The organism is Streptomyces sp. HUAS MG91 (assembly GCF_040529335.1).
GTDB lineage: Bacteria > Actinomycetota > Actinomycetes > Streptomycetales > Streptomycetaceae > Streptomyces > Streptomyces tabacisoli.
Window position 1 is genome coordinate 7,789,265 of the sequence record NZ_CP159534.1, and the last position, 24,590, is coordinate 7,813,854.

Consider the following 24,590-nt stretch of genomic DNA (forward strand, 5'->3'; position numbering starts at 1 on the left):
GCCCGCAGGCAGCATCATCGGGAGAGCGGGGACGACGCGCCTCCGCACGCTCCGGGCAGAGGGAGTGAGCCCCATGGAGAAGGCCGTGGCCGCGGGGACCGTGCCGGGCCGGGCGGTGCGCGTGGCCGCCTACGTGGGGGCCGTGCTCGCCACGGTCTGCGTCATCGTGACGGCGAGCCTGCGCGGCACCGTGCTCGCGCCGGACTTCTACGCCTCCGCCCTCGACCGGGAGCACGCCTACGACCGGCTGTACGACGAGGTCCTCGTCGACCCGCGCACGGCACCGACGACCCGGCAACTGCTCGCACAGCTCCCGGTCCCCGAGGCGCAGGTGACGTCCAACATCAAACTGGTGCTGCCGCCCGACACCGTCCGCGCCCTGGTCCGGCAGCGGATCGACGCCACGGTCGGCTATCTCAACGGCAGCCGGTCCACCCTCGACCTCACCGTCGACCTGGGGCCGGTGCTCGCCAATCTCGACCAGCTCGCCCAGATCTACCTCGGCGACCTGGTGGCCGGCGTGCAGAACCGGTCCGAGCCGGACTTCGAGCGGTTCTCCGCCGACGTCTCGGACGCGCTGCGCGAACTCGCCGCGGGCCGCGCGCCCCAGGGCATGCCCAAGCTGTCGCTGACCGAGGACCAGGCGGCGGCGGTGACCACCGCGCTCCTCGCCGTCGCGCCCGAGGATCAGCGACCGGCCCTGCGCGGCGAGGTGGAGACCGCGCTCGCCGACGGGGACGTGGCCACCGCCCTGGCCGCCGTCGCCGCGGCCGCGCGGACCGACCGCTCCGATTCGGCCGTCCGCCGGCTCCGGGAGAGCCTGGACGGCGGCACCTGGGACCCCGCCTCGGTGCTCGCCGCGTCCGGCAACGAGCTGCGGGCCGTACACGACATCCGCCCCTACACCTCCGTGGGGCTCGGCCTGGTCGAGGCGCTGGCGGCGGCGGTGCTCGCCCTGTGCCTGGTCGCGCTCTGGATCACCGGCCCGGCGCGTCCGGGCCGCAGGCTCATGGCGCTCGCCCGGCCGCTGCTCGGCGGCGCCGCCCTGGTCGCCGCCGCCGTCGGCGTCCGGGAGCTGCTCGGCGACGGGCGGCTGGTCAGCCCGTCCGTCTCCTGGTCACCGTCTCTGAGCCGGCTCGTCGACGACGTGCAGGACCGCGCCCACGGCATGCTGCTCGACACCGTCCTGCTGACGGTCCTGGTCGCCGTGGCCGCCGCCGCGCTGCTCGCCGTCGTCGGGCGGCTGCTCGACCGGCGCCGGACGCCCACCACCGCGGCCTGGCGGACCCCCGCCATCGGGCTCGGCGCGGCCGCGCTCGCCGTGGCGGGCATCGTCGTCACCCCGCTGCTCACCGCCGCGTCCGCCCCGCGCCTGTGCCAGGGCAGCGCCGCGCTGTGCGACCGCCGCTACGACGAGGTGGCCCAGCTGACCGCGCACAACGCGATGTCGACCACCGTCGACCGCTTCATCGGGCCGCTCCAGGACCCGGACATCACCGCCCAGCTGAACGACGGCGTACGCGCCCTGCAACTCGACACCTACCGCTGGGAACGGCCCGAGGAGATCACCGCGCGCCTCGACGCGTCCGACTTCACGGCCGAGCAGAAACAACTCGTCCAGCGGGCCGTCAACACGATCAACCCGCCGCGCGACGGACTGTGGCTGTGCCACGCCGTGTGCCGGGCGGGCGCCGTCGCCCTCGTCCCGGAACTGCGGGAGATCGGTGCCTGGATGCGGCAGCACCCCACCGACGTCGTCACCTTCATCGTGCAGGACGAGATCAGCGCGAGCGACACCGAGCGGGCCTTCCACGAGGCGGGCCTCGACCCGCTGCTCTTCACCCCCGACGCCGACCCCGACCATCCGTGGCCGACCCTCGGGGAGATGATCGACAGCGGCCGCAGGCTCGTCGTGTTCGCCGAGGACGCCGACGGCCCGGCCCCCTGGTACCGGAACTTCTACCGGTACGGCATGGAGACCCCGTTCGCCTTCCGCTCCCCGGACCGGATGACCTGCGTCCCGCACCGCGGCGGCACCGGCAAGCAGCTGTTCCTGCTGAACCACTTCATCACCGACAACGGCGGCAGCCGCCTGGACGCGGGCACGGTCAACACCCGCCGGTTCGTCCTCGACCGCGTCCACCGGTGCGAGCGCGAGCGCGGCCACCCGGTCACGTTCGTCGCCGTCGACTACGCCACCATCGGCGACGCCGCGAGCGCCGTCCGCGCGCTCAACGAGGAACGCTCCGCGGACTGACCCGGTCCGGCCCGGACCGCCCGCCTCCGCATCCCGTGGCCCGATCACCGCGTACGCGGTGGTGACAGGGGAACCCGGGTGGGACCCGGCAGCCGAACCGAGGAGAGGGTCCATGGAACGCGTCCATGTATTTCTGGCCAGACACTTCTGGGCACAGCTCCTGCTGGGGGTGCTCGGCGGCGCGGTACTCGTCCAACTGCTGTACCCGCAGGGCTCCTTCGGCGTCGTCCTGGTACGCACCGCGGTCATGTCGGTGGGCGGCGTCTGCGTCGCGCTGGCCATGCGGCGCAAGGAGCGGCGCGCCGCCGGAAGCACCGACGGCCTGATCTCCCTCGACCGGCGGCTGCGCACCGGCGACGTCCCCGCGGACCCCGCCGAGCGGCAGGCCATGCGGCGACTCGTCGACCAGCGTCTGCACCGGACACGGCACCGCAGGGCCGCGCTCGCCTTCCTCACGTGCCTGTTCGTGGGGATCACGGTCCTGACGGCCCTGACGGCGGGTCCCCGCCAGACCATCGGGTTCGCGATCGTGACCGTGGTGTTCCTGTCCTGGATGTCGTACGCCGGCAGCCTCAACAACCGCCGGCTGCACACCATGGACGCGGCGCTGGGCGGCGCGCCCGCCGGCCTCGGGTCCCCGGCGACGGACGGCACCCCGCTGGCGCACGAGGCCGTCCCCGGGCCGCCGCACCGCATGCCCTGACGCGGCGGCGCCGCCGGGGTGCGGCCCGCGCCGACTGCGGGCACGCTGGAGGGGCAGCCAGGCAACCGGAGAGCGAGCCATGTTCCGCAGCAGGTCGGTCGACGACGGCGAGGAGTTGCTCGACAGGCTCGGGACGATGACGACGCGGGCCCGTGAGCTGGCGGCCATCCAGCGCTCCCGGGTCGAGCTCGCCGTGGAGCTGCAGCGGGGCATGCTGCCCCGCGACCTGCCGCACCTGCCCGGCATCCAGCTCGGCGTGGGATACACCCCGGCCACCCACGGCCTCAACGTCGGCGGCGACTGGTACGACGCCTTCCCCCTCCCGGACGGCAGCATCGGGATGTCCATCGGCGACGTGCAGGGCCACAACATCGAGGCGGCCGCCTTCATGGGACAGGTCCGGGTGGCCCTGCGCGCGCTGGCCTCCGTCACCGCGGACCCCGGCGAACTGCTCGCACGGACCAACGACCTGCTCGTCTCCCTCGACGCCGACCTCTTCGCCACCTGCACCTTCATGCGCCTCGACCCCCGTACCGGGACCCTGGACTGCGCGCGGGCCGGGCACATCCCGCACATCTGGGCGACCGCCGACGGCCGCTCCGGAGTCGACGACCGGGAGGGCGGACCGCCGCTCGGGGTGCTCCAGGGCGCCACGTTCCCCGTCGCCCGTCACCGGCTCACGGAGGGCGGCGTCTTCGTGCTCCTCACCGACGGCGTGGTGGAGGGCCCTTCGCTGAGCCTCGACGACGGGCTGGCACAGGTCACCCGGCTCGCCGAGATCGCCGTCGTCGCCGGTATGAGCAGCGACGCCCTCGCCCGGGCGGTCATGAAACTGGCGGACTCGGTGGGACACGAGGACGACGCGGCCGTGCTCGTGGTCGGCCACGACGGCGGCACCCGGTGGCGGCGGCCCACCGACCCCTGATCGGACCCGGCGCCGGTGGCCGAGGAGCCCGCGCCGGTGTCTCATGGCTTTGTGGTGGACAGCCTGTGGTTACGACGGCCGGTGGGGACAGCCCTCACGACGGTGATCGTCGCCGCCGCGTACTACCTGTCGGGGCGGCTCGGCCTGCTGGGCCGGCTCACCATCGAGGGGATCGTGGTGACCCCCATCTGGCCGCCCACCGGTGTGGCCGTCGCCGCCCTGCTGGTGTTCGGGCTGCGCGTATGGCCCGGCATCGCCCTCGGCTCCCTCCTCGTCATCGCCTCCCTCACCACGCCACAGGCCACCACCCTCGTCAACGTCGCCGGGAACACCGTCGCGCCGCTCTGCGCCGTCCTCCTGCTGCGCAGGATCGGCTTCCGGCCCGACATCTCCCGCCTGAGGGACGGCGTGGCCCTGGTCTTCGGCGGACTCTGCGCGATGGTCATCAGCTCGACGGCGGGCGCCGGCGTGCAGGTGCTGATCGGCGCGCTGGACACGGGGGACTTCTGGACCGTGTGGCTGGCCTGGTGGGTGGGCGACACCATGGGCGTGCTGCTCGTCACCCCGCTGCTCCTGCTGTTCCTCGGCCCCAAGGAGCGCTTCCGCGTCCGGCGGTGGAAGGAGGCGCTGTGCCTGGTCCTCACCGCCGTCGTCCTCGTCCCCCTCGCCGCGCTCAGCACGGTCAGCCTGCTCTTCCTCGTCTTCCCCCTGCTGGTCTGGGCCGCGCTGCGGTTCGAGCTGATCGGCAGCATGTCGTGCGCGCTGTTCGCGTCCGTCCTGGCCACCTTCGAGGCGAACACCGGGAGCGGCGCGTTCGTCCGGCAGACCGGCCTGGAGGTCATGGCGAAGCTCGGGGCGTTCAACGGCGCCGTCGCGCTCACCGCCCTCCTGCTGTCCTCCCTGGTCACCGAACAGCGCTCGACGCGTCGCTCGATCCAGCGGGCCTGCGACGAGCTCGCCGAGGTGCTCGACCACCTCACCGCGGGCGAGAATCTCCCGGGCCCCGCCGGTCAGCGCGGTCAGGACGCCGGGTTCGCACCGCCCGGCCACGCGCCGACTCCGCCCCGGGAGTGAGCCGCGCGCCGCCCGTGGTGGTGCACAATGCGGCGATGGACGTCGCCAAGATGGAACTCGCCCTGCAGAGGTACCAGGACGCGGTCGCCGCGCTGGACGCGGCCCGGACCGACCTGGAGGCCGAGGCCGCCGCGGCCCTGCGCCCCAGTGATGCCACCCCCGAGGACTGGGCGCGGGTGTCGGAGCTGACCGGCTGGAGCGAGCAGGAGCTGCGCCGCCTGGTCACCGCGGCCGACACCCTCGATCTGCGGTAGCCGCCCTGGGCGCGGGCCGGGCTTTCCGAACCCTTGACCCGGATGGTCCAGACCAATAGTTTCTCGTGCAGGCAAGTCCACCGATCCGTACGGCACGTGCACCACGCCTCACAGGAATGAGCTCCGTCATGCGCCCACGCCTGCGTTCCCGCCTGCGCCGAAGACTTCTGTCCCGGGCGGCCGTCGCCGTCACCTCGCTCTCCCTGCTCGGCGCGGTCGCGCCGGCCGCGTCCGCCCACGGCGGCCACCACGACACCGCCCGCCGCGTCGGCTACTTCACCCAATGGGGTGTCTACGGGCGGGACTTCCAGGTCCAGGACCTGGAGCGCAGCGGGGCCGCCGCCCGGCTCACCCACATCAACTACGCGTTCGGCAACATCGGCACCGACGGCAAGTGCCTCATGGGCAACGTCCCCGGCGAGTCCGACCCCTGGGCCGACTACCAGCGCCCGCTCGACGCCGAGAACTCGGTGGACGGTGTCGCCGACACCGACACCCAGGCCCTCGCGGGCAACTTCAACCAGCTGCGGGAACTGAAGGCCGCGCACCCCGGCCTCAAGGTGATGATCTCGCTGGGCGGCTGGTCCTGGTCGACGAACTTCTCCGACTCGGTCCGGACCCCCGCCGCCCGCAAGGCGCTTGTCGCCTCCTGCGTCGACCTCTACCTCAAGGGCAATCTGCCGCAGGACGGCGCCCGTGGAGGCGCCGGCGCGGCGGCCGGTGTCTTCGACGGCGTCGACATCGACTGGGAGTGGCCCGGCTCCGAGGGCGACACCGACACCGTGTACCGCCCGGAGGACAAGCGGAACTTCACCGCGCTCGTCGCGGAGTTCCGCCGCCAGCTCGACGCCTACGGCCGCACCCGGCACAAGCACTACGAGCTGTCCGCGTTCGTCCCGACGGCACCCGCCAAGATCGACGCCGGGTTCGAGGTCCGCAAGATCATGAAGGACTTCGACTTCGTCAACCTTCAGGGCTACGACTTCCACGTCAGCGGTGAGAAGACGACGGCCCAGCAGTCCGCCCTGTACGCCCGGAACGACTTCAGCGTCGACGGCACGGTCGACGCCTGGCTGCACAGGGGTGCCCCGGCCCGCAAGCTCGTCGTCGGCATGCCGTTCTACGGGCAGGGCTGGACCGGCGTCAGCGGCGGCGGCGACGGCCTGGGCCAGCCGGCCACGGCACCGGCCCCGGCGAAGTGGGCCAACGGCTACGCGGACTACAAGGAGTTGAAGGCGCTGGCGGACTCGGGCACGTACCGCCTCCACCGCGATCAGCGCGGCGGCCACGCCTGGCTCTTCGACGGCACGACCCTGTGGACGTACGACGATCCGCAGGTGCTCACCCAGAAGTCCCGCTACGTCCGGGCCGAGGGGCTCGGCGGCGCGATGTTCTGGTCCCTGGACGGCGACACCCCCGACGGGGAACTCGTCCGCACCGTGGACCGTGCCCTCGGGCACTGACCCACCCGCGTGGGGCGGCCCCGTCCGGGCCGCCCCTTCCCGGTCAGCGGGTCCGCTGCTGCCCGAGCACCGTGTGCAGCAGCGATTCCGGGGCCATCGACTGCGCCCTGCTCACCTGGGCCTCGTACTCCGCGCTGCCCAGGAGCGCCCGGGTCCTGGCCCGCGTCAGCGCGCACATCGGGAGGACCTCGGGGGTGCCCCGGCGCAGCAGGCCGACAGCGCTCCAGAACCGGTCGCTCGCCGCGATCGCGACGACCGCCCGGCCCGGATCCTCCTGCGCGCACCAGCTGGTGGCGAGCAGATCGAGCCCCATGGCGATGCCGAACTGGTCGCCGATGCGCTGCTTCGCGTCGAGCATGTCGATGGCGTGGTCGGCCGCGGCCCCGTGCCGCTCCTCGATGAGGGCGATCAGGGAGAGCTGGTAGTCGAGATAGGAGCGCGTCCAGTACTCCCGCAGCCCGACGCAGACCCCGCGCTGCTCCTCGGCCTCCCGCCGTGCCTGCTCGAGCCGCCCGGCACCGGTCAGGGCGAAGACGCGGACGAGACCGCACAGCATCAGTCCGAACGTGAGCGCCGGCCGGGGCGGATCCGCCCCGGGGGCCGGCGGACGGACGGCGGCGTCGCGCGGCGCCGGGACACCCGCCCGCAGCGCCTCGTCGGCACGGTTCAGCGCCGTGATCGGTTCGCCGTCGAGCAGCGCGGCGAGACCTTCGAGGTAGACGGCCTGTCGCACGCCCTCGATGTTCCCGGCGTCGAAGGCCTCCCGCAGGCTCGCCCGACCGTATGCGCGGCCCGCCGCATGGTCGCTCTGCAGAATGCGGGCCAGCCCCAGGGTCCACAGGGCACGGACCCGCCGCGGATCGTCGCGCGGGGCCACCTCGAGGGCCAGCTGCGCGTAGTAGGCCACCTCGTGCAGATGGCCCGAACAGACCCAGAAGAAGGCCGTGTTGCCGATGAGTTCGAGTGCCGAGGCGTCCTCCTCGTCGATCAGATGACGCGTCGCCAGGCACACGTCGTGGAACAGGTCCCCCATCCGCGCGTACCACTGCTGCTGCTCGGCGCTCAGCCAGCCGTCGTTCGCCCGTCGGCTCGTCTCCAGCATCGCGGCGGCGTGCCGCCAGGCCACGGCCGGTTCCTCGCCGAGCTCGCGCAGCCACATGCGGCCGTAGGCACGCACAGAGTCCAGCATCCGGTATCTGCCGTCGTGCAGGACCACCACTGACTTGCGCACCAGACCGGTCAGCGCCTCGCGCAGCGCGTCGGCCGTCAGCGGACCGCCGAGGCACACCAGGGCCGCGAGGTCGGCGTCGAAGGAGCCGGGGAACACGGCGAGCCGCGCCCACAGCAGCCGTTCCGCCGGGCGGCACAGTTCGTGGCTCCAGCCCACCGCCGTGCGCAACGCGCTGTGCCGCGAGGGGAAGGGCCCCGACTCCTCCCGGTCCAGCGCCTCCGGCCGCTCCTCGGTCAGCTCCCACGCCTCCCGGAGCGTGCAGTGCCGCAGCAGACCCGCCGCCAGTTCCAGGGCGAGCGGCACTCCCTCCAGATGGGTGCTCAGCCGCGTCGCCAGCAGCCGGTCCGCGGTGTCGCGCAGCGGGCGGCCGGCCGCGGTGGCCCGTGCCTCGAAGAGGGCGACGCCCTCGGTCGCCGGGTCCAGGGGGCCCAGGCCGACCACCGCCTCGCCCGCCATGCCCAGCGCCTCCCGGCTGGTGACCAGCACCCTCAGCCGCGGACACACCGTCAGCAGGTCCGCCACGAGCGACCTCGCCGCCGGCACCAGGTGCTCGCAGGAGTCGAGGACCAGTAGGACGCGCCGGTTGCCGATCCAGTCGCACAGCGCCTCGACCAGCGTGCGCGAGGTGTGGTCGGACAGCCGGAGGGCGTCCGCGACCGAGGCGGACAGCAGCGCATCGTTCTGGACCGGCCACAGATCGGCCCAGCACACCGCGTCGAAACCGGCCCAGTCGCCCCCGCGCACGCTCCGCAGCGCCAGCCGTGACTTCCCCATGCCCGCCCCGCCGGTCACGGTCACGAGCCCCGGCTCGCGCAGCAGTTCCCGCACCTCGGCCAGTTCGGCGGCCCGGCCCACGCAGGGCGTGGTCTCGCTCGGCAGGTTGATCAGCACAGCACGATTCTCCCCACAGCTCAGTCTGCATGTCCCCAACTCTTCGGAAGGCGGGGACGGTACGGGGCAGCTGTGGGCGGGACGATCGTCAGTCCAGGTAGTGCGCGCGTCCCTCGTCGTCGGTCTCGAAGGGGCCGTCGGGGATGACGCAGAACTCATTGCCCTCGGGGTCCGCCATCACCAGGAACCCGCCTTCGGCGTACTCCTCCAGCCTGCGCCCGCCGAGCGCCTCGATCCGCCGCTGTTCGGCGGCGGGGTCGGGGGAGGTGATGTCCACGTGCATCCGGTTCTTGCCGGTCGTGGGGGCGGGGGTGCGCTGAAAGCCCAGCACCAGGCCGTTCTCCCGGCGCAGCCAGACATAGGGGCCGCCGCGCCCCACGACCGGGCGGCCGAGGAGCGCGGACCAGAACGCGGCGAGCAGCTCGGCGTCCTCGGCGTCGACGACGAGGGCACTGATCCGTGCGGAGGAAGCGGAGGAAGCGGAGGAATCCGTCATGGCCGTGATCCTCGCAGACCCGCCCCGCTCCTCCTTGACGAGCCCGGCGCCGCTCAGGTGACCGTGACGGGGTGCCGCACCACCGCGTCGAACAGATAGCCCTGCGTGTTGTACGCGGTGGTGTCCGGCTGCGTCCGTCCTGTCGTGTCGGTCGCCCTGGCCAGGAGCGTCGTCGGGCCGGTGGCCGTGGGGCGCCAGGGCACGGACCAGCGCACCCAGTCGGCGCGGTGCGCGGACCCGTCGAGGCGGGCGCGCCGCCAGCTGCGGCCCCCGTCCGTGCTGACGTCGACGCGGGCGACGGTGCCCGAGCCGGACCAGGAGCGGCCCGTCAGCCGATGACCGGTGCGCGCCGGCAGCTCGGCGTTCCAGGGAAGCTCGAAGGCGGACTTGAGGGTCTGGCGGGACAGCGGGGCGCTGCCCTCCGGCGGGTACGCGTCACCGAACAGGCGGTAGAAGTCGGTGTTCCAGGGAGAGAAGAGAGGCTCGGCCGCCACCTGGATGTCGCCGACCCACTTGATCGACGCGATACCGATCCAGGACGGGACGATCAGCCGTACGGGAGCACCGTGGTCGGGCGGCAGGGGCTCGCCGTTCATCTCGTAGGCGAGAAGCACGTCGTCCAGGGCCTTCGCGACGGGCAGCGGACGGCGTACCCGCCCCAGGTTCGTGCCGTCCGCCGTGACGTAGTCGCTGTCGAGGCCGCGCGGCAGCACGTCGACCGCCGCGCGCCGCAGGCCCGCGAGACGCAGCACGTGGGCGAGGCGGACGCCGCGCCACCGGGCGGAGCCGATCGCGCCGAGCGTCCACGCCGTTCCGCTGACGCTCTGCCCCTGCTGACCGGTGAAGAAGCTGCGGCCGTTGCCCGCGCACTCGACGAAGCAGGAACGGGTGGTGGCGGGCAGCGCCATGAGGTCGTCGAGGGTGAAGGTGCGCCCCTCGCCCGCGAGTCCGTCGCCCCACACCCGCAGGCTCCAGGTGTCGGCGTCGAGCCGCGGAGTCGCGGTGTGGTTGCGGACGAAGAAGCGGGAGGCCGGTGTGTGGTGCCCGGTGTCCGCGAACGCGGCGAAGTTCGCCTCCGCGTTCGTGCCGCGCACCGTGAACCACTCCTCGGGGAGCGGCTTCACGATCCCGGGCGCGGACGCGGCGGGAGCCGCTGCCCGGGCCGGCGCGGCGAACGCCGTGGGCAGCCCGGCCGTCAGGCCCGTTGCCGCGAGCATCCGCAGCAGGTCGCGGCGGTCCACTCCGTCGGCGCGCGCCCGCCCGGCCAGCCACTGGCGCAGCCGGCGCCGGTCGTAGGCCGCCTCGTCCGTGGTCGTGTCCGCCGTCTCGGATACATCCGTTGGGATCATCACGCGGCGAGTGTAGGAAGCGCGTCGCTGCGGGGCACAGGTCAACTACGGCTCTGCAATACGGTGTTCACACGGCGCGGCCGACGGGCGGGATTTCATGCGGCTGCAATGATGTACCCCTCAAGTGGCTGTTACACATGGTGGGGTGATCCCCACAGCGCCGGCCGACCCGAGCACACACCCGCTGGACAACGCGGTCTGGGCCGCACTCGCCGGCCCGCACGCCCCTCTCGCGCAACGCGTGGGCAGCGCCGCCCGCTACCCGGCCGACGTCTACGCCTACGCCGCCCTCGCCGATCCGGCGGACCCCGCGGCCTGGGCCGACCTGCACACGCTCGCGGGCCCGGGAACCACCGTACGGATCAAGGGAGTCGAGAGCGTGCCGCCCGGCTGGGAGGTCGTCGGAGGCGGGCGGGGCGTACAACTCATCGACACCGCGCTGCGCGCCGAGCCCGCCCCGGAAGCGGTGCGGCTCGGCCCCGACGACGTACCCGACATGCTCGACCTGGTCGCCCGCACCCGGCCGGGACCGTTCCTGCGGCGCACCGTCGAACTCGGCACCTACCTCGGCATCCGGCACCGGGGACGCCTCGTCGCCATGGCCGGGGAGCGGCTGCGGCCGCCCGGCTGGACGGAGATCAGCGCCGTCTGCACCGACCCCGAACACCGCGGCAGGGGACTGGCCACCCGGCTGGTCCGCGCCGTCGCCGCCGGCATCCGCGAGCGCGGCGACACCCCGCTGCTGCACGCCTCCGCGACCAACATCCAGGCCATCCGCCTGTACGAGGCGATCGGCTTCACCCTGCGCCGCCGCACCCGGATCCTCCAGGTGCGCACGCCCGGAACAGACCGCGCGGCGGAGACGTTGTGACCCTCGACGGCACGCGCACCATCGAGCGGCGGACGGAGGGGCGGCACATGCGACAACCGCCCCGGACCCGCGCCCCGCGCCCGGCGGCCCTGCGCCCGCGCCGCGTCGTCCGCCTCCACACCCGGCCGCACATCGATCTGCGGCGCGTGGCCGGCGCGCTCTGTCGCCCCTGACCTTCCCCCCGCCCCTGCCCCGTGCCGTTCCGCACGTCCGGGTGGGGATCCCGTTCCGCCGCCCCGCACGAGGGCTCGGCGTCCTCGTCACGGACCTCCAGGAAGGCACCCACTCGTGTCCTCAACACCCGCTTCCCCCTTGCATCTCGCCGTCGCCCTGGACGGCACCGGCTGGCATCCCGCCTCCTGGCGGGAGCCGGTGGCCCGCCCCCGGGACCTGTTCACCGCCGCCCACTGGACCGGCCTGATCCAGGAGGCCGAGCGCGGGCTGCTCGACTTCGTGACCATCGAGGACGGCCTCGGCCCGCAGTCCTCCCTGTTCCCGGCCCCGGACGACCGCACCGACCAGGTCCGCGGCCGCCTCGACGCCGTCCTCATCGCCTCCCGGGTCGCCCCGCTCACCCGGCACATAGGCCTCGTGCCGACGGTGATCGCCACCCACACCGAGCCCTTCCACATCTCCAAGGCGATCGCCACCCTCGACTACGTCAGCACCGGCCGCGCCGGACTGCGCGTCCAGATCTCCCCCCGGTCGAACGAGGCCGACCACTTCGGCCGCCGTACCGTCCCGCGCATCGAGTTCCCCGACCTCGCGCTCGCCGAGCAGGCGGTGACCGACCTCTTCGACGAGGCCGCCGACCACGTGGAGGTGGTGCGCAGGCTGTGGGACAGCTGGGAGGACGACGCCGAGATCCGGGACGCCGCCACCGGCCGCTTCATCGACCGCGACAAGCTGCACTACATCGACTTCGAGGGCCGGCACTTCAGCGTGAAGGGCCCCTCCATCACACCCCGGCCGCCCCAGGGACAGCCGCTCGTCACCGCCCTCGCCCACGACACCGTCCCCTACCGGCTCGTGGCCCGTGCCGCCGACGTCGGCTACATCACCCCGCACGACACCGCAGAGGCCCGCGACATCGTCGCCCGGATCCGCGCCGAGCAGCAGGCGGCGGGACGCGCCGACGAGACCCTGCACGTCTTCGGCGACCTCGTGGTCTTCCTCGACGACGAGCCGGGCGCGGCACGGGCCCGCAAGGAACGGCTCGACACGCTCGCGGGGGAGCCGTACACCAGCGACGCGCTCGTCTTCACCGGCACCCCCACCGAACTCGCCGACCTGCTCCAGGAGTTGGCGGCCGGCGGACTCACCGGATTCCGGCTGCGGCCCGCCGTCGACGGGCACGACCTGCCGGCCATCACCCGCGGCCTCGTGCCCGAACTCCAGCGCCGGGGCGCGTTCCGCAGCGCCTACGAGGCCGACACCCTGCGCGGTCTGCTGGGCCTGAGCCGGCCCGCGAACCGCTACGCCCCGCACGCCGCCACCGCCTGAGCCGGAGGGAACCCCGACCATGAACAAGCCGCTGAAGCAGATCCATCTGGCCGCCCATTTCCCCGGCGTCAACAACACCACCGTGTGGAGCGACCCGAGGTCCGGCAGCCACATCGAGTTCAGCTCCTTCGCCCACTTCGCGCGGACCGCCGAACGCGCCAAGTTCGACTTCCTGTTCCTCGCCGAAGGACTCCGGCTCAGGGAACAGGGCGGGCAGATCTACGACCTGGACGTCGTCGGCCGCCCCGACACCTTCACCGTCCTCGCCGCGCTCGCCGCCGTGACCGAACACCTCGGCCTCACCGGCACCATCAACTCCACCTTCAACGAGCCCTACGAGGTGGCCCGCCAGTTCGCCAGCCTGGACCATCTCTCCGGGGGCCGCTCCGCCTGGAACGTGGTCACCTCCTGGGACGCCTTCACCGGCGAGAACTTCCGGCGCGGCGGCTTCCTGCCGAAGGAGGAGCGCTACTCCCGCGCCAAGGAGTTCCTGGCCACCACACACGAACTCCTCGACTCCTGGCACGGCGACGAGATCCTGGCCGACCAGGAGACCGGCGCCTTCCTGCGGGACGCGAAGGCCGGCTCCTTCGTCCACACCGGACAGCACTTCGACATCCACGGCCGGTTCAACGTCCCGCGCTCCCCGCAGGGCCGCCCCGTCGTCTTCCAGGCGGGCGACTCCGAGGAGGGCCGGGAGTTCGCCGCGTCCGACGCCGACGCCATCTTCAGCCGGTACGCCACCCTGGAGGCCGGCCAGGCCTTCTACGCGGACGTCAAGAACCGCCTCCCCAAGTACGGGCGCCGCCCCGACCAGCTGCTGATCCTCCCGGCCGCCACCTTCACCCTCGCCGACACGGACGCCGAGGCCGAGGAACTGGCCAAGGAGGTGCGCCGCCAGCAGGTCAGCGGCGCCACCGCGCTCAAGCACCTGGAGTTCGTCTGGAACCGTGACCTGTCCTCCTACGATCCGGACGGGCCGCTGCCCGACATCGACCCGGACGTCAGCGACCAGCACATCTCCAAGGGCCGGGCCCAGGTCCGCATGTACCGCGACCCGCTGGCCACCGCCCGCGAGTGGCGCGAACTCGCCGCCGCCCACAACTGGTCGATCCGCGATCTCGTCATCGAGACCGGCAACCGGCAGAACTTCATCGGCTCGGCCGCGACGATCGCGCGCACCATCAACGAGTTCGTGCAGGCCGACGCCAGCGACGGCTTCATCCTCGTGCCGCACATCACCCCCACCGGCCTCGACGACTTCGCCGACCAGGTCGTCCCGCTCCTCCAGGAACAGGGCGTCTTCCGCACGGAGTACGAGGGCCCGACCCTGCGCCACCACCTCGGCCTCGCCCACCCGGACCACGCCCCGGAGGCCGCCGGTGTCTGACATCCCCCTCGGCGTTCTCGACCTCGTACCGATCGTGTCCGGGTCGACCGCCGCCGACGCCCTGCGCAACTCCGTCGACCTGGCCCAGCAGGCCGAACGGTTCGGGTACGCCCGGTACTGGTTCGCCGAGCACCACCTCAACCCCGGCGTCGCGGGCACCTCCCCGGCCGTCGTCCTCGCGCTGACCGCGTCGCACACCTCCACGATCCGGCTCGGCTCCGGCGCGGTGCAGCTCGGCCACCGCACCGCCCTGAGCACCGTCGAGGAGTTCGGCCTGCTCGACGCCCTGCACCCCGGCCGCCTCGACCTGGGCCTCGGCCGCTCCGGCGGCCGTCCGTCGGCCCGGCCGGCACCGGCCGGCACCACGTCCGTGGTCGACGGCCGGGCCCCGAACGGTCTCGTCGTCCCGCCCGCGTTCTCCTTCGAACGGCTCCTCGGCTCCCCGCGGATCGCCCTCCAGCGCAAGCTGCTCGTGCTGCCGGGCGCCGAACCGCAGGACTACGCCGAGCAGATCGACGACATCCTCGCGCTGCTGGCCGGCACCTACCGGTCGCCGGACGGCGTCGAGGCCCACGTGGTGCCGGGGGAGGGCGCCGAGGTCGAGGTGTGGATCCTGGGCAGCAGCGGCGGCCAGAGCGCCGAGGTCGCGGGCGCCCGCGGCCTGCGGTTCGCCGCGAACTACCACGTGAGCCCGGGCACCGTGCTGGAGGCCGTCGACGGCTACCGGTCCTTCTTCCAGCCGTCCGACGTCCTCGACAAGCCGTACGTCAGCGTCTCGGCCGACGTCGTCGTGGCGGAGGACGACGCGACGGCCCGCGAACTCGCCGAGGGCTACGGGGCCTGGGTCCGCAGCATCCGGACGGCCGAGGGAGCCATCGCCTACCCGACGCCCGACGAGGCCCGGTCCCTGGACTGGACCGACGAGGACCACGACCTCGTCAGGGACCGCGTCGACACCCGGTTCGTCGGCTCGCCGGGCCGGGTCGCCGACCGCCTGGCGCAGCTTCAGGAGGCCACCGGCGCCGACGAACTGCTCATCACCACCGTCACCCACGACCACACCGCCCGCGTGAGGTCGTACGAACTGCTCGCGGAGGAGTGGCGCCGCAGGTGAGGACCCGGCCCGCCCCGGCACGCCGTGCCCCGGGGCGGGCCGCACCCCTTCTCACGTGGTGAGACGACAGGGCGAGCTGGGCGTCGGCCCCTTGACGCGGCTCGATCACCGGCAGAGACTCCGTAGGGAATCCTAGTGAATTGGTAGGGAAGAATGGGTCGTGCTGCGACGGATCTCGGTGACGACGCTGTCCGCGTCGCCGTCCGGCAGCTGCCCCTGCTGACGTCCCGCCGTCACATCGACCTCGCGCGTGTCTGCAGTGCGGCGCGAACGCCGCACCCCGGAGGTCCCGCCCCCGCGCACGCCTGACCCCACGGACCAACCGCCGTGCTCCGGCCGCGCCGTCGCCGTCGTATGCCTGTGACCCAGCACTCTGAGGGAGACGTATGCCCGCCTCATCGTCCTCGACCGCCGCGCCGACCTTCCGCAGCAGGATCGGCTGCGACGCGCGCAGCGGCTACTACGCCGTACCGCGCCGCTACCGGCTCCACCTCTCGCTGTCCTGTCCCGACTGTCTCCAGATCGCCGTCACCCACAGCCTCCTCGCGCTCGACGACACCCTGCCGGTGACCCTGCTGCCCGCCGTGCCGGACGCCCCCGAGGGCGGCCACCTCGCGCTGCGCCGGCTCTACGCGGCCAGCGCGCACCAGCACCGCGGGCCGACGCTGGCCCCGGTGCTGAGCGACAGCTGGACCGGCACGATCGTCAGCACGCACACCCCGGACATCCTGCGCGACCTCGCCCGGCGGTTCGGCGACCAGGGGCCCGACCTCGACCCGCGGGGCGCCGAAGAGGCGATCGAGGCCGTCGGCCGGCTCTGCGCGCAGGACATCACCGCGGCCGCCCAGCGCGCCGGCGCGCCCGGCACCGATCCGGTGGCACGTGCCACCGCCCTGACCACCCTCCACGACGCCCTGGACGAGCTGGAAGCCCGGCTCGAAACCCGGGACCACCTGCTCGGCGACCACGTCACCCTCGCCGACGTCCAGGTGTGGGTCACCCTGGTGCAGCTGGACACGGTGCACCGCCACCACCTGGACGCCGCCGCCGTGCACCGCATCACCGACCACCCCCGGCTGTGGGCCTACGCGCGGCGCCTGACCGCGCATCCCGCCTTCGGCCCGCACCTCGACCTGGACGGGATCGCCCGCAGGCACCACGCCCGCTGCCGCGGTGAGGAGGCCGCCGGAGCGGCCGTGCAGATCGTGGACTGGGCGGCGTACGCACGGTCGTAGCCGCCCGGGCTGCCCCGCTGTCCGGGGCAGCCCCGCCCGCGTCAGCCCCGCTCGGGAACCAGCCGCACCGTCAGGATCTGGAACGGACGCAGCCGCAGCCGCACCCCGTCCGCCGTGACCGCGCAGCTCGGCTCGTCGGCCGCGCGGGGCCGCTCCAGAAGGTCGGTCGCGGTGGCCGACGCGATACGGAAGCCGGGCGTGAGCAGCGCCGTGGCGCGCCCGCCGTGGGACTCGTAGAGGCGGACCACCACATCGCCCGAACGGTCGTCGGCCAGCTTGACCGTCTCGACCACGACCGCGGGACTGTCGACGGACACCAGCGGCGCCACCTCGGCGGAGCCCGGCACCGTGCGCTCCGGCAGGTTGAGGTGATAGCCTTCGCGGATCGCGTCCTCGACGCCCGCGCCGATCACCAGCGCATAGCGCAGCCGGTGCGTGCCCTGGTCGGTGTCCGGGTCGGGGAAGCGCGGCGCGCGGGCCAGGGAGAGCCGGACCGTGGTGGTCGTCCCGCCGTCCTCGCGCACGTCACGCGTCACGTCGTGGCCGTACGTAGAGTCGTTGACCAGCGCCGCGCCCCAGTCCCGCTCCCCGACGTGCAGGAAGCGGTGCGCGCACACCTCGAACTTCGCCGCGTCCCAGCTGGTGTTGGTGTGCGTGGGCCGCTCCACGTGCCCGAACGGCACCTGCGCCGTCGAGTGCGACGCCCGCACGTCCAGCGGGAACGCCGCCTTCAGCATCTTCTCCGTCTCGTGCCAGTCGAGGACCGTCTCGACGTCCAGTCGGCGGGTGCCCGGCGCGAGGGACAGCGTCTGCTCGACGCGCGAGGCGCCGAAGGCACGCACCACCTTCACCGCGCCGTCCACCGCGGTCACCGACTCCGCGTCCGTCAGATCGGTGACGGTGTTGCGGTAGAAGGCATCCACGTCCCAGGCGTCCCACTGGTTGGGGAAGTCCTGGTGGAGCTGGAGCAGGTTCGCGACGCCGCCCGGCGGCAGCGCCTCTCGGTCGGCTTCGATGTCGTACGCGGAGGTGACCAGGCCCCGCCCGTCGACGACGACGCGGACCAGCCCGTTGTCGAGGACGTGGTCGCCGTGCTGCGCCACCGGGGCGACCGTGGCCGGCTCGCGCCGGGTGCGCACCGTGCCGCCCAGGGCCGCCGCGCCACCGCGGGCGTGCGGCGCCGCGTTGAAGACGACCTCCGAGCCGTCCGCAGCGGCCGGACCGGCCAGCGCCGTCTGCGCAGAGGTGATCAACTCGCGCAGCTCGGCGCCGATCTGACGGTACGTCTGCTCGGCCTCCCGGTGCACCCAGGCGATGGACGTGCCCGGCAGGATGTCGTGGAACTGGTGCAGCAGAACCGTCTTCCACAGGCGGTCGAGCGCCTCGTACGGATACTCCGCGCCCGTGCGCAGCGCGGCCGTCGCCGCCCACAACTCCGCCTCGCGCAGCAGGTGTTCGCTGCGCCGGTTGCCCTGCTTCGTCGCGATCTGGCTGGTGAGCGTGCCCCGGTGGAACTCCAGATACAGCTCGCCGACCCACACCGGCGCGTCCGGGTACTCCTCCAGCGCCTTCGCGAAGAAGTCGCCCGGCTTCTCGATCGCGACCCGCGCCGAACCCTCCAGATCGGCCAGACGCCCGGCGCGCGCCAGCATCTCGCGGGTGGGGCCGCCACCGCCGTCGCCGTAACCGAACGGGGCGAGGGACCGGTTCGCGCCGCCCTTGTCCTGGAAGTTGCGGACGCTGTGCGCGACCTCCGCGCCCGACAGATCGCTGTTGTAGGTGTCGACCGGCGGGAAGTGGCTGAAGATCCGGGTGCCGTCGATGCCCTCCCACCAGAACGTGTGGTGCGGGAACTTGTTCGTGGTGTTCCACGAGATCTTCTGCGTCAGGAACCAGCGCACCCCGGCCAGCTTCATCAGCTGCGGCATCGCCGCGTTGTAGCCGAACGTGTCCGGCAGCCACATGTCCTCGGTCTCGACCCCGAACTCCTCGAGATAGAACCGCTTGCCGTGGATGAACTGGCGGGCCAGGGCCTCCCCACCGGTGATGTTGGTGTCCGGCTCCACCCACAGACTGCCCGTCGGCACGAACTGCCCGGTCTTCGCCTTCTCCTGGGCGCGCTCGTACACCTCGGGCCGGTGCTCCTTGAGCCAGGCCAGCTGCTGCGCCTGGGACATCACGAAGCGGAACTCGGGGTGCTCGTCCATGAGCTGGGTGACGTTGGAGACCGTACGGGCCACCTTGCGCACCGTCTCGCGCAGCGGCCACAGCCAGGCCGTGTCGATGTGGGCGTGGCCGATCGCGGAGACGCGGTGCTCACCGGCGGCGGCGGGCGAGGCCAGGGCGGGGGCGAGGACCGCGCGGGCCGCGGTCGCCGTGCCGCCGATGTCCTGGAGGTCCACGGCGTCCAGCGCGTTCGACAGCGAGCGCAGGATCTGCCAGCGGCGCGGCGACTGCTCGGGCAGCTCGCGCATGAGCTGGTCGAGCACCTCCATGTCGTGGACCAGCTCGTAGACCTCCGCGTCGAACACGGCGAGGTCGAGCCGGCGCAGCCGGTACAGCGGTTCGCCGCCCGAGGCGCCCGGCTCGTCCAGCCACGGCGCGCGAGCGCCCACCGGGGTGATCGCGTAGCTGTGGTCCTCGGGGCCCGAGTGCATGACGAGCGGGTTCGCCGCGGCCTCGACGTAACAGGTGAACTCCTTGCCCCCGGTGGCCTGTTCGGCGACCGGCAGCCAGGCGTTGCGCGGGTTGAGCGCCTTCACGGCGGTGCCGTCGGGCCGGTAGACCAGCCCCTCCGCAGAGAAGCCCGGCTCGGAGGGATCGAAGCCGAGGTCGACGACGGCCTCGACCCGGCGTCCCGCCCACTCCTCGGGGACGCGTCCGCTGAGCCGGAACCAACTGGTGGTCCACGCCGGGCCCCAGTGCGCGCCCGCCTCGGTGGGCCGGTAGTCGGCGGCCAGGCCCTCGGCCACCGGAACGGGCTCGCCCGGCACCTGCCAGACGCCCACCTCCAGCGGGACGGACACGGCGTGGACGGCGGGCCGGATGCGTTCGTCGAGCACGCGGCGCAGGCGCCGCTCGACGATGTCGCGGTCGGAATGCACAGAACACCTTTCGAAGGACTTCCGGGAACAGGGCTGGGGGAAGGGCGGGTTCAGCCCTTCAGGGCGCCGCCGAGCGCGAACCCGCCGCCCAGCTTGCGCGTCAGGAGCAGGTACAGCATCACGACGGGCAGCGTGTAGACGAGGGAGAACGCGGCGAGTTGTCCGTACTGCGTCTGGTCGTGGGCGCTGAGGAAGGTGAACACGCTCACCGACGCCGGCAGCTTCTCCGGCGACAGCAGCAGCACGAACGGGACGAAGAAGTTGCCCCACATGCTGATGAAGGTGAACACGGTGACGACGGTGACTCCCGGCCACATCAGCGGCAGCACCACCCGCGCGAGCGACTGCATGGCGTTCGCGCCGTCGATCCGGGCCGCCTCCTCCAGGACGATGGGCACCCCGTCCATGAAGTTCTTCATCAGCCAGATCCCGATCGGCAGCGCGGAGGCCGCGAGGAACAGCGTGGTCGCGGCCATCGAGTCGATCAGTTCGACCTGGACGAACATGCTGTACACGGGGATCATCACGGCGGTGATGGGCAGCCCGGTGGAGAACAGGACCGTGTACAGGAACGGGCGGCGCAGCCGGGAGCGGTAGCGCGACAGCGGATAGGCCGCCAGGATCGAGACGACCACGCACAGCAGGGTCGCGCCGCCGCACAGCAGCAGACCGTTGAGCAGGGGCCGGAACGTGGTCTCGGTGTTCAGGATCGCGTGGAAGTTGTCCAGCGTCGGCGGTGAGGGCAGGTTCAGCTCGAAGCTGGCCGTGGAGCTGACGGACGCGAACACCATCCACACCAGCGGCAGGACGAACAGCAGGCTGATGACCAGCAGGACGAGATTGACCGCGACGCGCGCGGGCCGCACCCGGCGGCGCGCGGTGGTGACGGCGGGAACGGGCCGGGCGGCGCCGCCGGAACGGCCCGCGCGGGCCGCCGGCCGGAGATCGGTGGTGGCCATCAGTCCTCCTCCACCTTGAGCAGCTTGAGGTACACGACGGAGAACAGGGCGCCCACCACGAGCAGGACGAGCGCGATCGCCGTGCCGTAGCCGATGAGACTGTTCTGGAAGGCCTGCTGGTACATGAAGACCGGCAGCGTCTGGCTCTTGTTGCCGGGACCGCCGCGCGTCATGGCGTAGATCAGGCCGAAGACGGAGAGCGTCTGGAGGGTGATCAGCATCAGATTGGTCATGATGGAGCGGCGGATGACCGGCAGCGTGACGTGCCACAGCCGGTGCCACACGCCCGCGCCGTCCATCTCGGCGGCCTCCACCAGTTCGCGCGGCACCTCGTTGAGGGCGGCGGAGTAGACCATCATCGAGAACGCGGTGCCGCGCCACACATTGGCCAGGCAGACGGCGAGGATCGGCAGGGTGTACAGCCAGTTCTGCCGTGGCAGGCCCAGCATGCCGAGGACGTCGTTCAGCGAGCCCTGCTGGTAGAAGAACGCGTACATCAGATAGCCGGCGACGACCTCGGGCAGCACCCAGGCGGCGATCACCACGCCGTTGACGAGCGAGCGCACCGGACGCGTCGCCTTCTCGGCCATGACCGCGAGGCTCAGCCCGAGCGTGTTCTGCCCGACGACGGCGGACCCCACCACGAACACCAGCGTCAGCCACAGGGCGTTGAGGAAGTCGGGGTCGCCGAACGCCCGCGTGAAGTTGTCCAACCCGACGAAGTGCGTCTCGGCGGCGCCGGTCAACTGCGCGTCGGTGAAGGCGTCGTAGACGCAGTAGAGGATCGGCCCGGCCAGGAACACGGCCAGCAGGAGGAGCGACGGCAGCAGCGGCAGACCGCGCAGCAGCGACTGGCCCGCGCGGCCACCGGACGGGCGCACCGGCGCGGCGGCGGATGCGGCGGCGGACTCCATCAGTTGCCCTTGGCCGTGCTGTCGGAGCCGACGGCCGTGGCCAGGTCCTGGTCATAGGTCTTGGCCGCATCGTCCACCGAACTCTGCCCGGTGGTCACGGACTCCATGGCCTTGGTGATGGCGTTGGAGACCTGCGGGTACTTCGGCAGCGCCGGGCGGAAGTGGGTGTACTTGACCAGCGAGGTGAAGAACTTGTTGGTCGGCGTGGCCTCCAGGTACTTCGGGTCGGCGGCCACGTCCGTGCGGACGGCCGTCGTCGACTCGATGATGTTCCACGCGGTGGAGTTCGCCCGGTTCTTGAGTGTCTTCATGAACTGCCAGGCCAGATCGGGGTTCTTGGCCTTGGCCGGGATGGACCAGGCCCAGCCGCCGGACATGCTGACCTTGCCGGGCGCCTGACCGTTCTGGGTCGGCATGGCCGCCGAGGCCATCGTGTCGCTCCACTCGGGCCACGGATGCGGCCCGGTCTCCAGCCAGTTGTTCGCCATCCACGAGCCGTCGATGTTGAACGCGATCTTGTTCTCCGGCATCAGCTTCGTGCCGACCTCGGTGCCCGCGTTGGCCCCGAGCGCCGCCGACTTGGGCAGGCCCAGGTTCTCGCCGTAGACGGTGTGGACGAACTCCAGCGCGTCCTTGAACCCCTGCGAACCGGTGATCCACTTCTTGGTCTTGGCGTTGTACAGGGAGTCGCCCGCGCCCCCGGTCCCGTACAGCAGCATCTCGAAGCCCTGCATGACGGACTGCTCGCCGCCGGCCTGACCCGTGTACAGGTTCATCGGCGTCACGCCCGGCAGCTTCTTCTTGACGGTCAGGGCGGCGTCGAGGATGTCGTCCCAAGTCCTCGGCTGCCAAGGGGTCTTGATCCCGGCCTTCTCGAGCAGCTTCCGGTTGTACCAGATGCCCCGGGTGTCGGTGTCGTCCGGAACGGCGTACGTCTTGCCGTCGGCGGGGGAGGAGACGGCGGACTTCGCGGCCTTGGCGAACTTGCCCCAGTCCGCCCAGTCGGCCACGTACGGGTCGAGCGGTTTCAGATAGCCGCTGGCGATGTCGGAGTTGATCAGCGCGGTGTCCTCGTAGACCAGGTCGGGGGCGGTCGAGGGCGAGCGCATCATCAGCTGGATCTTCGTGTAGTAGTCGTTCTCCGACGCCGTGACCGGCACGATCTCGATCTTCTTGCCGGGATGGGCCTTCTCGAAGGACGTCTTCATCGTGGTGAGGAACTTCTGCTGCTTCTTGTCGTTCTGGTCCAGGTGCTGCCAGTAGACGACCTTGATCGAGTTGCCGCCGCCGGCGGCTCCGGACCCGCCGCAGCCTGCGGCAGACAACGTTGTCGCGACGGTGATCGCGAGGGCGGCGAGAAGTTTCTTGCGCATCAGAATCCTCCGGGAGGTGCGGCTCCAGCGCCTGGCGAGGGCGCGCGACTGCGAGTGGTACGAGGGCGTAACTGCGTGAGGTACGGGGCGTACTGGAGGGGAGACGCAGCAGGGGCTGGTGGGGTGCGTGGTGCGTCTGGCGCCTTACCTAAATCCAATGGATGGACTAAGTCAACGCCTGCTGCATAATCTCGGTGATCTCCGTGACCGAGGGAGGAGCACCCCATGGTGCGAAGCGGTACCAACCTGCCCCGGGTCGGTGGCTACAACCAGGCCGTCGTCCTGGACGCCATCCGCACCAGGGGCCCCGTGAGCCGCGTCGAGTTGGGGCCGCTCACGGGGCTCACCAATCAGACGGTGTCCAACGTCGTACGGCGACTGCTCGACGAGGGCCTCATCGCCGAGTCGGGGTACGCGCCCTCCAGCGGCGGCAAACGCCGCACCCTGCTCACCCCGCGTGCCGAGGGCGCCTACGCGCTCGGGGTGCACCTCGATCCGGACGCTGCCGTGATCGCGCTCGTCGACCTCTCCGGATCGGTGCTGCTCAGCCGCCGGTTCGCGCTGCCGCGCCCGAGCGTGCCCGAGGAGGTGGTCGACAAGGTGGCGCGCGCCGCGCTGCGGCTGCCCGAACGCGCCGGGATCGACCGCGCGCGGCTGCTCGGCCTCGGTGTCGCGTCGCCCGGACCCATCGACGGGGAGACCGGCACGGTGGTGGAGCCGCCGAACTTCGACGGCTGGCGACGGGTGCCGCTGCTCGACATGTTCGCGCGGGCGACCGGCATGGCGGTCGCGATGGACAACGACGCGACGGCCGCGGCGATCGGCGAGCGCTGGATCGGCGGCAAGGAGCGCGCGGACGGCTTCCTGTTCGTCTACATGGGCGCGGGCATCGGCGCCGGGATCATGCTCAACAACCAAGTGCTGCGCGGCGATTCGGGCAACGCGGGGGAGATCGGCCACGCCCAGATCGAGGGCGGCGGACGCCCCTGCGACTGCGGGAGCGACGGCTGCCTCGGCCCCAACTGCAACCCGGCCGCCCTGCTCGACGACCTGGTCGTCCGGCACGGCGCGGCCGCCGCCCGGCGCATCGGCCTGAGCGGCGAGCCCGACGCGGTGCGCGCCGACTGGAACCTGCTGCGGCGTGCGGTGCGCGCCGGGGACCCGGCGGCCTGCGAGGTGGTCCGCCTGGCCGGCCGGCGGATGGGGCAGGCGGTGCGCGGAGCCGTCGCCCTGCTCGACGTGAGCCGGGTCGTCCTGGGCGGCGAGGCGCTCGCCGGTGTGGAGAAGATCCTGGGCGAGGAGATCGACGCCGCGGTCAACTCCACTTCGGTGACCCGCACGTTGGGCCGGGTGACCGTCGAACCGAGCCTGATCGGCGAGACGGCCGGGGCGGTGGGCGCCGCGTCACTGGTGCTGCACGGACGCTACGCGCCGGGGTGGCGGATGCTGACGGAGGTGTCGGGGTGAGGGCCGGGCGGCGGTCG

At 72.4% G+C, this 24,590-nt stretch carries 20 protein-coding genes; 13 read left to right on the plus strand and 7 right to left on the minus strand.

Going from position 1 to position 24,590, the window contains the following annotated elements; genetic code table 11:
• Positions 1-73: 73 nt before the first annotated feature.
• The 6 genes from ABII15_RS35220 to ABII15_RS35245 all read left to right on the plus strand — a co-directional run bounded on the left by ABII15_RS35220 (position 74) and on the right by ABII15_RS35245 (position 6,676).
• The gene (locus ABII15_RS35220) at positions 74-2,257 is read left to right on the plus strand and encodes a PI-PLC domain-containing protein (RefSeq protein ID WP_353946336.1); all 2,184 of its coding nucleotides are present in this window, start codon (positions 74-76) and stop codon (positions 2,255-2,257) included.
• 112 nt (positions 2,258-2,369) lie between these two features.
• A complete protein-coding gene (locus ABII15_RS35225) occupies positions 2,370-2,960 on the plus strand; it encodes a hypothetical protein (RefSeq protein WP_353946337.1) in 591 nt (196 codons plus the stop codon).
• Between the two features lie 79 nt (positions 2,961-3,039).
• The gene (locus ABII15_RS35230; RefSeq protein WP_353946338.1) at positions 3,040-3,885 is read left to right on the plus strand and encodes a PP2C family protein-serine/threonine phosphatase; all 846 of its coding nucleotides are present in this window, start codon (positions 3,040-3,042) and stop codon (positions 3,883-3,885) included.
• Positions 3,886-3,966: 81 nt separating this feature from the next.
• The gene (locus ABII15_RS35235) at positions 3,967-4,959 is read left to right on the plus strand and encodes an MASE1 domain-containing protein (protein WP_353946339.1); all 993 of its coding nucleotides are present in this window, start codon (positions 3,967-3,969) and stop codon (positions 4,957-4,959) included.
• A 35-nt stretch (positions 4,960-4,994) separates the two neighbouring features.
• The gene (locus ABII15_RS35240) at positions 4,995-5,213 is read left to right on the plus strand and encodes a hypothetical protein (RefSeq protein ID WP_353946340.1); all 219 of its coding nucleotides are present in this window, start codon (positions 4,995-4,997) and stop codon (positions 5,211-5,213) included.
• 152 nt (positions 5,214-5,365) lie between these two features.
• Positions 5,366-6,676 carry a glycoside hydrolase family 18 protein gene (locus ABII15_RS35245; protein ID WP_353947303.1) on the plus strand — a complete coding sequence of 437 codons (1,311 nt, stop codon included), beginning with the start codon at positions 5,366-5,368 and terminating at the stop codon, positions 6,674-6,676.
• 43 nt (positions 6,677-6,719) lie between these two features.
• Here ABII15_RS35245 and ABII15_RS35250 read toward each other — a convergent pair whose 3' ends face one another.
• The 3 genes from ABII15_RS35250 to ABII15_RS35260 all read right to left on the minus strand — a co-directional run bounded on the left by ABII15_RS35250 (position 6,720) and on the right by ABII15_RS35260 (position 10,643).
• Positions 6,720-8,798 (minus strand): NB-ARC domain-containing protein, encoded by a 2,079-nt coding sequence (locus ABII15_RS35250; RefSeq protein WP_353946341.1) that lies wholly within the window; start codon positions 8,796-8,798, stop codon positions 6,720-6,722.
• An 88-nt stretch (positions 8,799-8,886) separates the two neighbouring features.
• The gene (locus ABII15_RS35255) at positions 8,887-9,294 is read right to left on the minus strand and encodes a VOC family protein (RefSeq protein WP_353946342.1); all 408 of its coding nucleotides are present in this window, start codon (positions 9,292-9,294) and stop codon (positions 8,887-8,889) included.
• A 53-nt stretch (positions 9,295-9,347) separates the two neighbouring features.
• Positions 9,348-10,643: a sulfite oxidase gene (locus tag ABII15_RS35260; RefSeq protein WP_353947304.1), complete on the minus strand. Its 1,296-nt coding sequence runs from the start codon at positions 10,641-10,643 to the stop codon at positions 9,348-9,350.
• A 145-nt stretch (positions 10,644-10,788) separates the two neighbouring features.
• Here ABII15_RS35260 and ABII15_RS35265 point away from each other — a divergent pair, with 145 nt between their 5' ends.
• From ABII15_RS35265 to ABII15_RS35290, 6 genes are all read left to right on the plus strand, one after another.
• Positions 10,789-11,514 (plus strand): GNAT family N-acetyltransferase, encoded by a 726-nt coding sequence (locus ABII15_RS35265; protein WP_353946343.1) that lies wholly within the window; start codon positions 10,789-10,791, stop codon positions 11,512-11,514.
• Positions 11,511-11,687, plus strand: coding sequence for a putative leader peptide (locus ABII15_RS35270; RefSeq protein WP_353946344.1), 177 nt, complete (start codon positions 11,511-11,513; stop codon positions 11,685-11,687). The genes ABII15_RS35265 and ABII15_RS35270 overlap by 4 nt, the downstream gene beginning before the upstream one ends.
• A 115-nt stretch (positions 11,688-11,802) precedes the next feature.
• Positions 11,803-13,017, plus strand: coding sequence for an LLM class flavin-dependent oxidoreductase (locus ABII15_RS35275; protein ID WP_353946345.1), 1,215 nt, complete (start codon positions 11,803-11,805; stop codon positions 13,015-13,017).
• Between the two features lie 19 nt (positions 13,018-13,036).
• Complete coding sequence (locus tag ABII15_RS35280) at positions 13,037-14,407, plus strand: NtaA/DmoA family FMN-dependent monooxygenase (RefSeq protein ID WP_353946346.1); 1,371 nt, start codon at positions 13,037-13,039, stop codon at positions 14,405-14,407.
• Positions 14,400-15,521, plus strand: coding sequence for an LLM class flavin-dependent oxidoreductase (locus tag ABII15_RS35285; protein WP_353946347.1), 1,122 nt, complete (start codon positions 14,400-14,402; stop codon positions 15,519-15,521). The genes ABII15_RS35280 and ABII15_RS35285 overlap by 8 nt, the downstream gene beginning before the upstream one ends.
• Before the next feature lie 386 nt (positions 15,522-15,907).
• Positions 15,908-16,756: a glutathione S-transferase C-terminal domain-containing protein gene (locus tag ABII15_RS35290; protein ID WP_353946348.1), complete on the plus strand. Its 849-nt coding sequence runs from the start codon at positions 15,908-15,910 to the stop codon at positions 16,754-16,756.
• Positions 16,757-16,797: 41 nt separating this feature from the next.
• On the opposite strand, the gene ABII15_RS35295 is transcribed toward ABII15_RS35290, so the two are convergent.
• Genes ABII15_RS35295 through ABII15_RS35310 form a run of 4 tightly spaced genes read right to left on the minus strand, consistent with a single transcriptional unit; the run spans position 16,798 to position 23,106 of the window.
• Entirely contained in the window at positions 16,798-19,860 is a 3,063-nt protein-coding gene (locus ABII15_RS35295; RefSeq protein WP_353946349.1) for a glycoside hydrolase family 38 C-terminal domain-containing protein, read from the minus strand.
• A 50-nt stretch (positions 19,861-19,910) separates the two neighbouring features.
• Entirely contained in the window at positions 19,911-20,819 is a 909-nt protein-coding gene (locus ABII15_RS35300) for a carbohydrate ABC transporter permease (protein ID WP_353946350.1), read from the minus strand.
• Positions 20,819-21,733 (minus strand): sugar ABC transporter permease, encoded by a 915-nt coding sequence (locus ABII15_RS35305; RefSeq protein ID WP_353946351.1) that lies wholly within the window; start codon positions 21,731-21,733, stop codon positions 20,819-20,821. The genes ABII15_RS35300 and ABII15_RS35305 overlap by 1 nt, the downstream gene beginning before the upstream one ends.
• A complete protein-coding gene (locus ABII15_RS35310) occupies positions 21,733-23,106 on the minus strand; it encodes an extracellular solute-binding protein (protein ID WP_353946352.1) in 1,374 nt (457 codons plus the stop codon). The genes ABII15_RS35305 and ABII15_RS35310 overlap by 1 nt, the downstream gene beginning before the upstream one ends.
• A 225-nt stretch (positions 23,107-23,331) precedes the next feature.
• Between ABII15_RS35310 and ABII15_RS35315 the strand changes: the two genes are divergently transcribed.
• The gene (locus tag ABII15_RS35315) at positions 23,332-24,573 is read left to right on the plus strand and encodes an ROK family transcriptional regulator (RefSeq protein WP_353946353.1); all 1,242 of its coding nucleotides are present in this window, start codon (positions 23,332-23,334) and stop codon (positions 24,571-24,573) included.
• Positions 24,574-24,590: the final 17 nt, after the last annotated feature.

What these genes read in the sequence shown, in the direction of transcription:
- ABII15_RS35220 (WP_353946336.1), top strand. Translation starts at nt 74, where the DNA reads ATGGAGAAGGCCGTGGCCGCGGGGACCGTGCCGGGCCGGGCGGTGCGC.
- ABII15_RS35225 (WP_353946337.1), top strand. Translation starts at nt 2,370, where the DNA reads ATGGAACGCGTCCATGTATTTCTGGCCAGACACTTCTGGGCACAGCTC.
- ABII15_RS35230 (WP_353946338.1), top strand. Translation starts at nt 3,040, where the DNA reads ATGTTCCGCAGCAGGTCGGTCGACGACGGCGAGGAGTTGCTCGACAGG.
- ABII15_RS35240 (WP_353946340.1), top strand. Translation starts at nt 4,995, where the DNA reads ATGGACGTCGCCAAGATGGAACTCGCCCTGCAGAGGTACCAGGACGCG.
- ABII15_RS35255 (WP_353946342.1), bottom strand. Translation starts at nt 9,294, where the DNA reads ATGACGGATTCCTCCGCTTCCTCCGCTTCCTCCGCACGGATCAGTGCC.
- ABII15_RS35260 (WP_353947304.1), bottom strand. Translation starts at nt 10,643, where the DNA reads ATGATCCCAACGGATGTATCCGAGACGGCGGACACGACCACGGACGAG.
- ABII15_RS35280 (WP_353946346.1), top strand. Translation starts at nt 13,037, where the DNA reads ATGAACAAGCCGCTGAAGCAGATCCATCTGGCCGCCCATTTCCCCGGC.
- ABII15_RS35290 (WP_353946348.1), top strand. Translation starts at nt 15,908, where the DNA reads ATGCCCGCCTCATCGTCCTCGACCGCCGCGCCGACCTTCCGCAGCAGG.
- ABII15_RS35300 (WP_353946350.1), bottom strand. Translation starts at nt 20,819, where the DNA reads ATGGCCACCACCGATCTCCGGCCGGCGGCCCGCGCGGGCCGTTCCGGC.
- ABII15_RS35305 (WP_353946351.1), bottom strand. Translation starts at nt 21,733, where the DNA reads ATGGAGTCCGCCGCCGCATCCGCCGCCGCGCCGGTGCGCCCGTCCGGT.
- ABII15_RS35310 (WP_353946352.1), bottom strand. Translation starts at nt 23,106, where the DNA reads ATGCGCAAGAAACTTCTCGCCGCCCTCGCGATCACCGTCGCGACAACG.
- ABII15_RS35315 (WP_353946353.1), top strand. Translation starts at nt 23,332, where the DNA reads ATGGTGCGAAGCGGTACCAACCTGCCCCGGGTCGGTGGCTACAACCAG.